Origin of the sequence: Phytobacter diazotrophicus, assembly GCF_052061655.1 — a bacterium.
GTDB classification, from domain to species: Bacteria; Pseudomonadota; Gammaproteobacteria; order Enterobacterales; family Enterobacteriaceae; genus Phytobacter; species Phytobacter diazotrophicus.
This window is the reverse complement of the sequence record NZ_CM125428.1, coordinates 4,614,233-4,628,586: the sequence shown is the minus strand read 5'-3', so window position 1 is coordinate 4,628,586 and position 14,354 is coordinate 4,614,233. Positions and strand designations below refer to the sequence as shown.

Here is a 14,354-nt window from a genome sequence, read left to right as displayed (position 1 = left end):
CACGCACGAGGCGTACCGGAGGAGATCAGGAGAGATATTCGCTAATGAAATCAATAAAAGCACGTATGCGCGTACTAACGGCTCTGTCACTGTAATAAACCGCGCTGAATGGCGTTTCAACCGGTAGACGCTTGCTTGCCAGGACTTCCACCAGTTCACCGCTTTCCAGCTCTTTTTCGATCATAAAATCAGACAGGCTGGCGATACCGTTGCCGTTCAGGCAGAGATGTTTAAGCGTCTCACCGCTGTTAGAAGAAATATCACAGTTGATTTCATAGAGTTGGCCATCCTGGGCGGCGACGGGCCAGGTATTCAGCGAGACTGGCTCGGTAAAACCGAGACAGGTATGATTTTTGAGGTCTTCTGCGGTTTCGGGTACACCGCAGCGGGCGAGATAATCTGGTGATGCAATCAGTTTGCGGTAGCTGGTAAAAATTGGCCTGGCCCGTAGGCTGGAATCGGTCAGCTTACCCACGCGGATCGCAACATCCACTTTACGCTCAATTAAATTGATAAAGGTTTCACTGGAAACCAGCGACAATGTAATTTCCGGGTAGCGTTCGCGAAAAGGCTTAATCATCGGCATCACAAAATGCAGCATCACAGGGGTTGCGGCATCGATACGTAGAACGCCGCGAGGTGTCAGTTTCGCCTCCATTACCTCGGTCTCTGCAGCGGCCATCTCCTGCAGTACACCCTGAATGCGACGAAAATAGCGCTCACCTTCTTCCGTAAGACTCAACTGACGAGTTGTGCGATTAAGCAGGTTAACCCCCAGTTTACTCTCCAGTTTTTTTATCGCCCGGCTGATAGCTGAATTAGCCTGACCCAGGCGCTCTGCGGCACGGCTAAAGCTGCCGCTTTCCACGACTGCGACAAATATCATCATTTCTTCTGAGGTGGCTTTCATTCTTGCGCCTGTAGCAATAGTTGATATCGATTATGATCGTTTGGCTATTTAATCATCCCGCCAGCTTCCCTGCCATACTCTCTTTACTCATTATGGTTATTGAGTGCTTACTAACTTTTACTTGAGGCTTTTCTGCCCATTGCCGTTGAAACTCTGCGCTAAAATCCCTATAACTGAATGACCCCTTTTGTTGTTCCGGGGCTTAAAACGAAGAGGTTTAAAACCGAAAGTGCCCAAAAATACCTATGCCATGCGATATGTTGCCGGACAGCCTGCGGAGCGCATTATGCCGCCGGGGTCCTTCGCGAGTATTGGTAAGGCATTGCCAGCCGGTGTCCCCCTGAGTAGTGATGACAAAATCCGGGTTCTGGTATGGAATATCTTCAAACAGCAGCGCGCTGAGTGGCTCTCCGTTTTGCAGAGTTTTGGCAAAGACGCGCATTTGGTCTTATTGCAGGAAGCGCAAACCACGCCTGAGCTGGTCAGGTTTGCGACCACTAACTATCTCGCCGCCGATCAGGTTCCCGCGTTTGTTTTGCCTCAGCATCCATCTGGTGTGATGACGCTCTCTTCTGCTCATCCGGTCTATTGCTGCCCGTTGCGAGAACGGGAACCTATCCTGCGTCTTGCCAAATCAGCGCTGGTGACGGTCTATCCGCTGCCGGACATGCGAAACCTGATGGTGGTGAATGTGCATGCGGTGAATTTCAGCCTTGGTGTTGATGTTTACAGTAAACAGCTTCTGCCAATTGGTGATCAGATCATGCGCCACAATGGCCCTGTTATCATGGCCGGTGACTTCAACGCCTGGAGTCGTCCACGTATGAATGCGCTTTATCGCTTCTCGCGTGAGATGTCGCTGCGCCAGGTACGCTTTACTGATGACAATCGCCGCCGGGCGTTTGGTCGTCCTCTTGATTTCGTCTTCTATCGTGGTCTGAACGTGCAGGAAGCCTCCGTGTTGGTTACGCGCGCGTCCGACCACAACCCGCTACTAGTAGAATTCAGTCCCGGCAAACCTGATCAATAATGGTTGTGTCAGGTCTGCCGTGGGGCAGGCCTGATCCGAGGTGCTGCCCTTTATTTCAACTCAATTAAGGACAACACAATGACCACAGGTTCCCATCATGACAACGTCGAAAAGCAGTTTGGTGCACAAGCCAGTGCCTATTTAACCAGCGCAGTACATGCTTCTGGCCGTGATTTACAACGGCTGGCGGAACGGCTTAGCGCATTTCCAGAAGCCCATGTTCTGGATTTAGGCTGTGGAGCAGGACATGCCAGCTTTGTGGCCGCAGGGCAGGTTGCACAGGTCACGGCATATGACCTTTCCAGCCAGATGTTAGATGTCGTGGCCAAAGCAGCAAAAGAACGCAACCTGAACAATGTGACGACACGTCAGGGGTATGCTGAGATTCTGCCTTTTGATGACCGCGCGTTTGATGTGGTGATCAGCCGTTACTCTGCTCACCACTGGCATGATGTTGGGCAGGCGCTGCGCCAAGTAAAGCGTGTGCTTAAGCCCGGTGGAACGGTCATTATTATGGACGTGATGTCTCCGGGTCATCCGGTGCGGGATATCTGGCTGCAGACGGTCGAAGCGTTACGCGATACGTCACATGTACGCAATTATTCCAGCGACGAGTGGCTCTCTCTGTTTAATGACGCAGGCCTGACGACGCGTAATCTCATCACCGATCGCTTGCCATTAGAATACAATTCGTGGATTGCCCGTATGCGTACGCCGCAGGCGCTGAGCGAAGCCATCAGACTGTACCAGCAAAGTGCATCGCAGGAGGTGAAGCGCTACTTCGAATTGACAGAGGATGGCTCTTTTACCAGCGACACTATCATGGCAGAAGCGCAGAAAAGCGCATAACAAAAAAGGCACCGGGGGAAACGGTGCCTTTTTATATTTCTTGCTGTCAGGAGTCTGGCGACGCGCTGTTTTTGACAAACAACGTTAGCTGATCGCCAGGCTTCAGATTGTCGGTATCACTGTTCCAGCGCATGACATCACGGATATTAACGCCGTGGCGTTTAGCGATGCTGGAGAGTGAATCGCCTTTGCGTACGCGATAGGTAATGCTATCGCTATTATTCGCAAGGCGCGATGCACTGCTGCCTGCTCCAACCGTCAAGTTCTGGCCCACTTTCAGGTTAGCTCCGCGCAGGTTATTCCACTGCTGGAGATCTTTTGTCGTCACGCCAAGACGTGACGCAATGCCTGAAATAGTATCACCTGAGCGCACTTTGTAGCTGCGACTGGCAAGCGGCGTTGTGTCCGCAACCAGCGTTGGCTGAACGGCGGCGATTTCACCTGATGCCAGAGACTCACGCAGTTGGTCGGCGTGTTTCTGAGGCACCATGACATATTGCGGCCCGCTTTCACCTAAGGTTGAACCTTTAACGCCCGCGTTGAAGGTCTTAAGTTTGCTAACCGAAATACCCGCCATGTCCGCCAGCTGATCCAGTTCTACCGGATTGCTCAACCTGACACGCGCCAGCGCACGGCTTTCGTCTGACGTTGGCAGACTAACGCCGTACCGTTTGCTGTTCTTGAGTATGTCACTCAATGCCAGCATTTTTGGCACGTAAATTTTGGTTTCCTGTGGCAGTGAAAGTGACCAGAAGTCCGTGGGTTTACCCCGCGCCTTATTCACTTTCATTGCCTTCAGTACTCGCCCTTCACCGCTGTTATAGGCGGCAACGGTTAATAACCAGTCACCGTCAAACATACGGTTCAGACGCTGCATCATGTCGAGGGCAGCCGTTGTGGATGCAACCACGTCACGACGCGCATCGTAGCTGCGAGTCTGTTTTAAACCATAGTTACGACCCGTGCTTGGAATGATCTGCCAAATGCCTGCGGCATTGCGACCAGACGTTGCATGTGGGTCAAAAGCGCTCTCCACTATGGGTAGTAGTACCAGTTCCATGGGCATGTTACGTTTTTTAACTTGCCCTGCTATCCAGTACATATACGGCTCTGCCCGTAAAGTTACATCGTGGAGATAGCTCTTATTGCTTAAATACTTTAGTTTCTGTTCGCGAATCCGGGTATTTTCCGGAATTCCCATCTTTAGCTCGTCGCTTATGGAAGCCCACAAGTCTTGTTCCTGCCCGGAGAATGTTCCATCGTCCATCCACCGCGCCTGACTTGTAAACTTCCCTGCTTCCCCTTGACCAGCTGCAGAAAGGCTCTGTGCGTGCTGTTGTACGGTGCCGTCGTGCTTAGACGCCTGGCATCCCACAAGCAGGACAGAGGCGAATAATATCGCTTTTGCCTTCATGTGTGTGTCAATAGTTGCTTAAAAGACGAGCGATCATAACGGCGAAGTTTTAAAAAGGCAACCCGCAATTGTCAGAAGTTATCTTTCTTTGACCTTAACCAGGCAAAACGCGCACTAGCTTGTTGCAACGTTGTTTCTTTATTTATTACTTCAATTAAATCAGTATCTTGCGTGCGTAAAAAAACATTAATGCGACGCTCATTTTTCAGAGTTGTGGGGAGTGTTTTTTGGTTTTTTGCACGTAACTCATTAACTTTACGATAATATTCGTTAAGGTCAGGATCCTGAGGTAAAAGGCTAAGAGCAAACTTAATATTTCCTAAAGTATACTCATGTGCGCAACAAATCAGTGTATCTTCGGGAAGCGCATCAATCTTACAAAAAGAGTCAAACATCTGATCTGCCGTGCCTTCGAAGAGTCTTCCGCAGCCGCCAGAAAACATCGTATCGCCACAAAAAAGATAAGGTGCGCTAAAGTAACAGATATGTCCTAAAGTGTGACCTGGCGTGTGAAATACGCTGAATTCATGACCCAGAATCTGCAACCGATCCCCTTCACCGACGATTTTTGTCGCTCCCTTATGTTGTGTCTCTGCCGGTCCGTAAACCACAACATTCGGATATTTCTGGCTCAGTTCCTGCACGCCGCCAACGTGATCATTATGGTGATGAGTAAGCAGGATCGCAGTCGGCTGCCAGTTATTCTCTTCAATAGCGTTTAAAACGGGGGCAGCCTCGCCGGGATCGACGATCAGGCAGCGGCCGTCATCTTCACTTAACACCCAGATGTAATTGTCCTGAAATGCGGGAATACTGGTAAGATTCATAGTTACCTCTCAAAGCGTAATGGAAGGTTGTGATGAAACCGGCAAGGACTCCCCGTAAGTACATAGCACCGACGCATTGGGCTGAGTTGCCTAAGGGCGAGTATTACCGCGAAGCACTGGAGCAGGAGCTCAAGCCGTGGTTTGCAAAAATGTATGGATTTCATCTGCTTAAGATTGGCAATCTCAGCGCAGAAATCAATGCCGAAAGTTGCGCTATTTCACATCAGGTTAATGTTTCACTCACCGGCGACCCTGTTCACGTTCGCGCAGATCCGTTGCATCTTCCCTTTGCGGTAAAATCTGTCGATGCCTGTCTGCTGGGCCACACGCTACCCTGGTGCCCGGATCCGCATCGTCTGTTGCAGGAAGTCGACCGTGTGCTGATCGATGATGGCTGGCTGGTGATCAGCGGTTTTAATCCAGTCAGCTTGCTGGGAATAGGCAAAGCTATTCCATTTTTACGCCGTTCGCCTGCAATCAGCAGCCGTATGTTTACCCTGATGCGCCAGCTTGACTGGCTATCGCTGCTGAATTTTGAGGTGCTTCATTATAGCCGTTTTCGGGTCATTCCCTGGACGAAGCAGGGGGGGAAACTGTTAAACACCCACCTGCCCGCATTGGGTTGCATGCAATTGATTGTGGCGCGTAAACGTACGATCCCGTTAACGCTCAATCCGATGAAGATGCGCCGGGCAAAACCCAGCGTACGGCAAACCGTCAGCGCAACCCGCCAGACACGTCAGCCCTGATCGGTCAGATAGCCGATATCCTCCTGCGTTGGCTTCGATGCCGCAGCGCGTGCGAGTTCATCGCAGCGTTCGTTTTCCGGATGACCGGCGTGGCCTTTTACCCATTCCCAGCGGATTTTATGCTCGCCGAGGGCGGCATCCAGGCGTTGCCAGAGATCGACATTTTTCACCGGTTTTTTTTCTGCCGTTTTCCAGCCACGCTTTTTCCAGTTGTGGATCCACTGGGTGATCCCCTGGCGAACGTACTGGCTGTCGGTGCTAAGAATCACTTCGCAATGTTCTTTGAGGGCTTCCAGCGCGACAATAGCAGCCATCAGCTCCATCCGGTTGTTGGTGGTCAGACGATAGCCTTCGCTGAATGTTTTTTCGCGGCCGCGAAAGCGTAAAATCGCGCCATAGCCACCGGGCCCTGGGTTACCCAGGCAAGAGCCATCGGTGAAAATTTCTACCTGCTTAAGCATCTCTGGTAGACTTCCTGTAATTGAAATCGAACTGTAAAACGACAAGTCTGACATAAATGACCGCTATGAGCACTGCAATTACTCGACAGATCGTCCTTGATACCGAAACCACCGGTATGAACCAGATCGGCGCACACTATGAAGGGCACAAAATCATTGAGATCGGTGCCGTGGAAGTGATTAATCGTCGTCTGACGGGGAATAACTTCCACATTTATCTCAAGCCCGATCGTCTGGTGGACCCGGAAGCCTTTGGCGTCCACGGTATTGCTGATGAATTTTTGCTCGATAAGCCCACGTTTGGGGATATCGCCGATGAGTTTATTGAATATGTGCGCGGTGCTGAGCTTGTCATCCATAACGCATCGTTCGATATCGGCTTTCTTGATTACGAATTCAGCAAACTGAATCGCGGCATTCCGAAGACTGAGACGTTCTGCAAGGTGACGGATAGTCTGGCGCTGGCACGACGGATGTTCCCCGGTAAGCGTAATAGCCTCGATGCGCTTTGTTCACGTTACGAAATAGATAACAGCAAACGTACGCTACACGGAGCATTACTCGATTCCCAGATTCTGGCCGATGTGTATCTGCTGATGACCGGTGGCCAGACGTCCATGGCCTTTTCGATGGAAGGCGAGGGGCAACAGCAACAAGGCGAGGCCGGTATTCAGCGGGTTGTCCGTCAGGCAAGCAAGTTACGGGTTGTTTTAGCCAGTGATGCAGAGCTGGCGGAGCATGAGTCACGTCTGGATCTGGTGCAAAAGAAGGGTGGAAGCTGCCTCTGGCGCGCGTAACCCCTTAACTTTTGATGATAAAATGGCTCTTTGGGTGATTTTTGCAGCAAACGATACAAATCATCAGAAAAAGCGTTGACGGCTCTAAGCACAATCCGTAATATGCGCCTCGTTCCCCAACGGGAACATCGCGGAGCGGTAGTTCAGTCGGTTAGAATACCTGCCTGTCACGCAGGGGGTCGCGGGTTCGAGTCCCGTCCGTTCCGCCAACATTCAGTTCAGGTGTTTATGACATCTGATAAGTAAAAAAACCGCAACGTTGCAAAACGGATGCGGTTTTTTTTCGTCCCGTTGAGATCTCCCTTCCTGCTAAATGCTACGAATTTTATATAACTCGCCTGAATAATATTCATCTTCCTTTATGTCATAAGCTCTTGCGACGATTAGCTCAATTCATTCTGATTTATCGAGCTATTAAATATAGCTGATACGAGGAGCGAGGTATTTATAAAAAAATCAACAAGCATATTTCTTATACATATAAAAATATTATTGTTATTGTCTTGATTATAAATATTATATAAATTTTTCATATGAATGAATTTATAAGTTGTAAAGTCGATTTCCTAAAGTGTTTACTCTGTGAGTCTCATTGAATTTTTGACCTTTTAATGGAGATATTAACATCACCCCGTAATGTCGATTAAGCCTTACAGGCTCGCGTTTTCATGATTTTTATTGTTGTTGTCTTATTGTTTTTGTACTTTTCCGTACCTTGCCTTTTAATGGGGGAGAATGTTAGCTTTAAAAATGATTATTACGCTACATCATGTGATTCATTTAAGGAAAATATTAACCCAGGGAGAGATAAAATGGCAGACAGTTTTCAAAATGAAGTTCCACCCGCCCGCGTCAATATTAAGCTTGATCTTCATACCGGAAATACAAAAAAGAAAGTTGAACTACCGCTCAAGTTGCTCGCCGTTGGTGATTACAGCAATGGCAAAGAGCAACGACCGCTCTCAGAAAGAAGCCGGATCAACATTGATAAAAACAACTTCAATGGCGTCATGGCTGAACTGGCACCAGAAGTAAATTTTACCGTTGAAAATACGATAGCCGCAGAGGGAAGCGAGGAACGAATCAGGCTTAGTTTCTCTGATATCAAAGATTTCGAGCCTGAGCAGGTCGCCCGCAATATCCCTCAACTTCGCGCGTTGATTGCCATGCGCAATTTATTACGCGATCTCAAATCCAACCTTCTGGATAACACGGAATTCCGCCGCGAGCTGGAGAAAATCCTCAAAGATACTGAGCTGAGTAATGAGCTTCGGGCAGAGCTGACGGCACTGGTGCCTGAGTAATACATCTATTCAGTCGTATTCAGAAAGGACAATAAATAAGGACTTTAAGAAGGGAATGTTAATGTCTGTACAGGAAACCGCTTCACCGGGCGCATCAACGCAAACAGTCACAAAAGAGAATATCTACCAGTCGTTGTTTGAAAAAATTCACTTAACGCCCGTCACATCGTTAAAAGAAATTGGGGAATGGCAAAGTAATGAAGCGATGGCTGAAGCCAGCACCGATGAACGTGTCTCAGCTGCTATTCAGGTTCTACTTTCTTGCGTTGCCTCATCCGGTAAGAATATAGAGAAGTTGGATAAATCACTGCTGGATTTTCATATCAGTCAGCTTGACCGAAAAATTAGCGCGCAGCTCGATGCTGTCATGCATCATCCTGAATTTAAAAAGGTTGAATCCCTGTGGCGCGGGACATGGTCGATGGTTAGCGGTATCGATTTTCGTAAAAACGTCAAAGTTGAATTGCTGGATGTCAGTAAACAGCATCTGCGCGAAGATTTTGACGATGCGCCAGAAATCATTCAGAGCGGGTTTTATCGGCACACCTACATTGAAGAATATGACACGCCAGGCGGCGAGCCCATCGCGTCTGTCATCTCGAGCTATGAGTTTGACAATAGCCCACAAGATATTGCCTTACTGCGCAATATTTCCCGTGTAGCCGCGGCATCTCACATGCCATTTATCGGGGCCGTCGGGCCGGCATTTTTCCTCAAAAACTCAATGGAAGAGGTTGCCGCGATTAAGGACATCGGCAACTATTTTGATCGTGCCGAATATATCAAATGGAAAGCATTCCGCGAGACCGATGACGCGCGTTATATCGGCCTGACGATGCCGAATGTGCTGGGTCGTCTGCCTTATGGGCCAGATACCGTACCTGTTCGTAACTTTAATTATGTTGAGGCAGTCAAAGGGCCGGATCACGATAAATATCTGTGGACCAGCGCTGCATTTGCGTTTGCCACTAACATGGCAAAAAGCTTCATTAACAACGGCTGGTGTGTGCAAATTCGCGGGCCGCAGGCTGGTGGTGCCGTCACCGATTTGCCAATCCATCTGTATGATTTGGGCACGGGTAATCAGGTCAAAATTCCGACCGAAGTGATGATTCCAGAAACACGCGAGTTTGAATTTGCAAACCTGGGTTTTATCCCGCTTTCTTACTATAAGAATCGCGATTATGCCTGTTTCTTCTCCGCAAACTCCACCCAAAAACCTGCGCTTTACGATACTGCGGATGCCACAGCCAATAGCCGTATCAACGCCCGTCTGCCTTATGTTTTCTTGCTGTCGCGCATTGCCCACTACCTCAAAATTATTCAGAGAGAAAACATCGGTACAACCAAAGATCGTCGTTTACTGGAACTGGAATTAAACACCTGGATCCGCAATCTGGTAACGGAAATGACCGATCCTGGCGATGAATTGCAGGCTTCCCATCCGCTGCGTGATGGAAAAGTGGTAGTAGAAGATATCGAAGATAACCCTGGTTTCTTCCGTATCAGACTCTATGCGGTGCCGCACTTTCAGATTGAAGGGATGGACATCAACCTGTCGCTGGTTTCCCAGATGCCGAAAGCAAAAGCCTGATCTGCCGGTGGTATGATTTATGAAGATTTATCGTCCACTATGGGCTGAGGGGACATTCCTGTCCTCTCAGCAGTTTCAACAGCAGGCCCGCTGGGAAACATTCAGTAATTACAGCATTGCGCATATTGGTGCTCGCCATCCATGGGGCGTTGCTTGCGCTGAATTTGACGAAGGTGCCTTAGCCCTGGGAAAACTCAAAGCGCAATCCTTGCGTGTCCGTTTTCCTGATGGCGTGCTGGTGGATACCGCTGTATCTGATGTGCTGCCACCTGCCTGCGATTTGACCAACGTTGCCGGAATAAACGTGCTTACGGTATTGCTGGCATTACCGCTGGAGCATAGCAATGGCGGCAACCTGGGGCAGGATGCGTTAACGGACAGGCCGCTTCGCTATCGTCAGGAATGGCAAACTGTACAAGATATCTATGGCAGCGACAGCGAAGACATCGCCGTTGAACGCTATGCGCTGTCATTGCGTTTTGCACATGACAACAATGCCGATTATGTCACCTGTCCGCTGGCGCGCCTGATTCGGGATAGTCAGGGCAACTGGGCGCTTGATGACAGCTACGTCCCGCCGTTACTGGCGTTTAACGCGCACCAGGCCGGGATGCAATGTCTGGAAATGCTGCAACTGCAATTACAGGCCAAAAGCCGTCGCCTGATGGCGATGCGCCGGGAGAGCAACCAGCGTATGGCGGATTTTGCCGTAGCGGATGTGTCCCTGTTCTGGTTATTAAATGCGCTGAACTCCGTCGAACCTATCCTGGCTGATTTCCTGCGCTACCCCGCCGTTCATCCTGAGCTTGTATGGCGTGAACTGGCACGCCTTGCCGGATCGTTATTAACCTTTTCACTGGATCACTCAGTCAGCGCGATACCTGCTTATATCCATGATTCACCATCGCAGACGTTTCCACCTTTGTTTACCTTGCTTAACACCTTACTTGAAGCCAGTCTTCCGTCGCGCGTGATCGCACTGGAACTGGACGCGCTACCCGGCAACCGTTGGAAGGCCGATCTTCACGATCCGCGCTTGCGAGAAGAGGCTGATTTCTACCTGTCGGTACGTTCTTCGCTCGCCGCGCATCTGGTGATAAATCAGCTACCACGGGTGTGCAAAATTGGCGCGCCGGATGATGTCACCCATCTTATCAATGTGGCGCTCAACGGCGTCCCGATCGTGCCCCTGACTCAGGTGCCTGCAGCACTCCCGTTGCGGCTGGAAAATCACTATTTCGCTCTGGATATGCACTGTGCACCTGCCAAAGCCATGCTGGAGTCCGGGTGCTGCATGATTTACGTGCCTGGCACCATGGGTGATTTAAAACCCGAACTTTTTGCGGTGTTGCGCGCATGAAAAACGATACGGAAATCAACATAGACGTACTGCTCCGTGATACCTGGCTAACGGTTGTTGAGCTACGACAGGGGACACCTGCCCGACGGGGCGTGGCGTTATATCACCACTGTCAGCAACAGGTTGAGTGGGTTCGTCAGACGTTGCTCAATGCAGGGTTTAGCCAGCAGGACGCAGAACATATTACCTATGCCCAGTGTGCGCTGTTGGATGAAACAGTACTCAGCCGGAAGACGCCGGACGATGGGCAAAAGGTCTGGCTGGAAACCCCTCTCCAGGCGCATTTCTTCAATACCCTTCAGGCGGGCGAGTTGCTGTATGAGCGCATACGGCAGGTTCTGCATGAGCCTGCTCCTGTTCCTGCCGTGTTGACCTGTTTTCATCGGGTATTGCTGCTGGGGTTTCGTGGACGTTATCAGGAGCCGGTATCGACGGATCGTGAAAAACTGATTGCGATGCTGAGTGAGCGCGTCATCCCGTTTCGAGTTTCGCCGGAGACCGCGTTGCTCAATGCGGCGCGATCCACGCGAAAATCACGCGTGTGGTACTCGCCTCTGTTCTGGTTAAGCACGGCTGTGATTGTTCTTGTTGGTGTGTGGTGGGGACTTGATAGCTGGCTTGACATGCTGGTGGATGAACTTTTACCACCCAGGCAGCGTTGAGGGAGTGCAGAGTGAAAAACACGCACAAACAGGCTGTTTTGCTATGGGGATTGTTGCTGCTTCTCGCGCTGTGGACCGTTTTTTCTCCCGTTTCAACGGCAGTGAAATACAGCCTGGTGGCCGTGGTTCTCATCGGTGTCGTTATCGTCTGGTTCTTCTGGCGGCAGAAAACGCCACAAAAAGGGGCCGATGTTAGGTGGTTGGCCTGTCTGCCAGGGGAGAGTTACCAACAGCCCGTCGTGCTGGTCTGTGGTGACGGGGCGAGGCAACTTTTCGCTGACAGCACGCTGCGGCAGGTTCCTGTGGGGCTTTATCTGCATATCGCTGATGAAGAACAGCTTGTTTCATTCTCGGAATCCCTGTTGTCCCGCCGCCCGGCATGGGGCTCACAGCTCTGCGTGGCCCGTACGGTGATACCAGTTCAGCATCAGGACATCGCCGTCCTTGCCGGGCAACTGCAACGTTTTTCCCGAAATTTGGTGCAATTACGGCGCAGGGTGGGTGCGAAGGTGCCACTGATCCTCTGGAGTTATCAGACCGAACCTGCAATAGAGGAATCTTCGCCATGGTTGATCTGTACCGGACGTGATGTCCTGGTCATGACATCGGACGATGAGAACGCACCGTCTGAGTGGATTGCTCAGGGCAGTATAGCGACAGGCAGTCAACGGCTGGGCCAGGTACTTCGGGCTGAGAATCTGCTGCTTTGGATGAAGCAAATTGTGATGCCAGCGCTAAACAGGCAGGAGAGCGCAAGTTTACCGCTGGCGGTGGGGGCAGGCTTTGCGCCTTCTCTACCGGAAAAGGACGGCAATCTATGGCAGCAATGGATAACTGACAAAACGTGTCTGACGCCAGATGTATCGCAACAAACCGGTGCCAGTTACGCGTTGCACTTTCCGGACGCGATGTTGCCGTTACTGCCGCGTCAGTCGGGGCCTGGGCCCGTGCGGCGAGTATGGACGGCCTGGCTGGCAATGACTACCGTCGCCGGGCTTATCGCGCTTTGCCTGTCGGCAATGTCGAACCGCAATTTACTGCGGCAGGTCAGCGATGATCTGCACAAATACACCATTACCCCGATGTCCGACGCGGTGGCCAAAAGCCGTTATTTGTTGGTGCTAAAAGAAGACGCACAGCGGCTGGATGACTATTACCGCGAAGGAGAACCGCTGCGTCTTGGCTTTGGGCTTTACCCTGGCGAACGTCTACGCCAGCCAGTGTTGCTGGCGATACGTGGCTACCGCCCGCCGGAACCAAAGGGAGAAATTGTATCTGGTGGAGCGGTTCAGACTGTGCGCCTGGACGGTATGGCGCTGTTTGATGTGGGGCAGTCGAGGTTAAAAATCGGCTCGACAAAAGTACTGGTTGAGGCGCTGGTCAATATCAAAGCGAAGCCCGGATGGTTGATCCTGGTGGCTGGTTATACCGATTCCACCGGCGATGAAAAATCCAACCAACAGTTGTCGTTGCGGCGTGCCGAAGCGGTGCGTGACTGGATGTTGCAAACCAGCGATATCCCGTTCACCTGTTTTGCCGTGCAGGGGCTGGGCGAAAGCCAGCCTGCGGCGACGAACGATACGCCAGAAGGCAGGGCAACCAACCGGCGTGTCGAAATCAGTCTGGTTCCGCGTTCAGACGCCTGTCAGGACGCGAAACAGCAAATACCGCCGGAGTTGGCGGTGTCTCAATTCAATCAACAAGGAGAGTAATTCTCATGGCTATACCAGTTTATCTCTGGCTGAAAGATGACGGTGGTGCGGATATCAAAGGGTCCGTCGATGTTCAGGGGCGTGAAGGCAGCATCGAAGTCGTTGCGCAGGAACATACGCTCTACATCCCAACCGATAACAACACAGGCAAACTGACGGGCACCCGTATTCATACCCCGTTTCTTTTCACCAAAGAGATCGATTCGTCCAGCCCCTATCTGTACAAGGCAGTTACCACCGGTCAGACCCTGAAAACCGCTGAGTTCAAATGGTATCGCATCAATGATGCGGGCCAGGAAGTGGAGTATTTCAATACCACGCTTGAGAACGTCAAACTGGTGAAAGTTGCTCCGCTGATGCACGACATCAAAGATCCGGCGAAAGAGAAGCACAACCACCTGGAACGCATTGAATTGCGCTACGAAAAAATCACCTGGACCTACAAAGACGGCAACATCATTCATTCCGATTCCTGGAATGAGCGCCCCTCCGCCTGATAACTGCGGCAGACAGGAAACTGTCTGCCTTTTTATTACGTTTGCTGAATGCCGGATGGAGTCGGCACTGAGCAAACTCTGTCAATCCGCTGATGAAACCAGATGGGCCTGTGGTGATGGCTACGGGCGGTAGCATGGGGGAACGGCGGTTGCAGGAACTGAACATAAATACGTCAAGAAGGGACATC

14 protein-coding genes and 1 tRNA gene are annotated in these 14,354 nt (G+C 50.8%); 11 read left to right on the top strand and 4 right to left on the bottom strand.

Annotated elements, in window-relative coordinates; translation table 11 throughout:
• Window positions 1-25: 25 nt before the first annotated feature.
• A complete protein-coding gene (yafC, locus tag ACS0RQ_RS22530) occupies window positions 26-910 on the bottom strand; it encodes a DNA-binding transcriptional regulator YafC (protein ID WP_271851897.1) in 885 nt (294 codons plus the stop codon).
• A gap of 229 nt (window positions 911-1,139) precedes the next feature.
• Here yafC and ACS0RQ_RS22525 point away from each other — a divergent pair, with 229 nt between their 5' ends.
• A complete protein-coding gene (locus ACS0RQ_RS22525) occupies window positions 1,140-1,940 on the top strand; it encodes an endonuclease/exonuclease/phosphatase family protein (protein WP_107224682.1) in 801 nt (266 codons plus the stop codon).
• Window positions 1,941-2,018: 78 nt separating this feature from the next.
• Window positions 2,019-2,789: a class I SAM-dependent methyltransferase gene (locus ACS0RQ_RS22520; protein WP_271851898.1), complete on the top strand. Its 771-nt coding sequence runs from the start codon at window positions 2,019-2,021 to the stop codon at window positions 2,787-2,789.
• A gap of 46 nt (window positions 2,790-2,835) precedes the next feature.
• Here the strand turns inward: ACS0RQ_RS22520 and mltD are convergent, their stop codons facing one another.
• Both mltD and gloB read right to left on the bottom strand, forming a co-directional pair.
• Complete coding sequence (mltD, locus tag ACS0RQ_RS22515) at window positions 2,836-4,203, bottom strand: murein transglycosylase D (RefSeq protein WP_071195939.1); 1,368 nt, start codon at window positions 4,201-4,203, stop codon at window positions 2,836-2,838.
• Between the two features lie 71 nt (window positions 4,204-4,274).
• Window positions 4,275-5,030, bottom strand: a complete 756-nt coding sequence (gene gloB / locus ACS0RQ_RS22510; protein ID WP_222556949.1) for a hydroxyacylglutathione hydrolase — start codon at window positions 5,028-5,030, stop codon at window positions 4,275-4,277.
• A gap of 32 nt (window positions 5,031-5,062) precedes the next feature.
• Between gloB and ACS0RQ_RS22505 the strand changes: the two genes are divergently transcribed.
• Window positions 5,063-5,779 (top strand): class I SAM-dependent methyltransferase, encoded by a 717-nt coding sequence (locus ACS0RQ_RS22505; protein ID WP_334634666.1) that lies wholly within the window; start codon window positions 5,063-5,065, stop codon window positions 5,777-5,779.
• Here ACS0RQ_RS22505 and rnhA read toward each other — a convergent pair.
• Entirely contained in the window at window positions 5,770-6,240 is a 471-nt protein-coding gene (gene rnhA, locus ACS0RQ_RS22500) for a ribonuclease HI (protein ID WP_271851899.1), read from the bottom strand. The genes ACS0RQ_RS22505 and rnhA overlap by 10 nt on opposite strands.
• A gap of 65 nt (window positions 6,241-6,305) precedes the next feature.
• Here rnhA and dnaQ point away from each other — a divergent pair, with 65 nt between their 5' ends.
• From dnaQ to ACS0RQ_RS22460, 8 genes are all read left to right on the top strand, one after another.
• On the top strand, window positions 6,306-7,037 hold the full coding sequence (gene dnaQ / locus ACS0RQ_RS22495) for a DNA polymerase III subunit epsilon (RefSeq protein ID WP_271851900.1): 732 nt from the start codon (window positions 6,306-6,308) through the stop codon (window positions 7,035-7,037).
• A 132-nt stretch (window positions 7,038-7,169) separates the two neighbouring features.
• A tRNA-Asp gene (locus ACS0RQ_RS22490) sits at window positions 7,170-7,246 on the top strand.
• A gap of 603 nt (window positions 7,247-7,849) precedes the next feature.
• Window positions 7,850-8,341 carry a type VI secretion system contractile sheath small subunit gene (gene tssB / locus ACS0RQ_RS22485; protein ID WP_039076794.1) on the top strand — a complete coding sequence of 164 codons (492 nt, stop codon included), beginning with the start codon at window positions 7,850-7,852 and terminating at the stop codon, window positions 8,339-8,341.
• A 61-nt stretch (window positions 8,342-8,402) separates the two neighbouring features.
• On the top strand, window positions 8,403-9,935 hold the full coding sequence (gene tssC, locus ACS0RQ_RS22480; RefSeq protein WP_271851901.1) for a type VI secretion system contractile sheath large subunit: 1,533 nt from the start codon (window positions 8,403-8,405) through the stop codon (window positions 9,933-9,935).
• Window positions 9,936-9,954: 19 nt separating this feature from the next.
• Complete coding sequence (gene tssK / locus ACS0RQ_RS22475; protein WP_271851902.1) at window positions 9,955-11,295, top strand: type VI secretion system baseplate subunit TssK; 1,341 nt, start codon at window positions 9,955-9,957, stop codon at window positions 11,293-11,295.
• Window positions 11,292-11,957, top strand: a complete 666-nt coding sequence (tssL, locus tag ACS0RQ_RS22470) for a type VI secretion system protein TssL, short form (RefSeq protein ID WP_271851903.1) — start codon at window positions 11,292-11,294, stop codon at window positions 11,955-11,957. The genes tssK and tssL overlap by 4 nt, the downstream gene beginning before the upstream one ends.
• 11 nt (window positions 11,958-11,968) lie before the next feature.
• Window positions 11,969-13,669 (top strand): OmpA family protein, encoded by a 1,701-nt coding sequence (locus ACS0RQ_RS22465; RefSeq protein ID WP_271851904.1) that lies wholly within the window; start codon window positions 11,969-11,971, stop codon window positions 13,667-13,669.
• A gap of 5 nt (window positions 13,670-13,674) precedes the next feature.
• Window positions 13,675-14,166, top strand: coding sequence for an Hcp family type VI secretion system effector (locus ACS0RQ_RS22460; protein WP_039076799.1), 492 nt, complete (start codon window positions 13,675-13,677; stop codon window positions 14,164-14,166).
• Window positions 14,167-14,354: the final 188 nt, after the last annotated feature.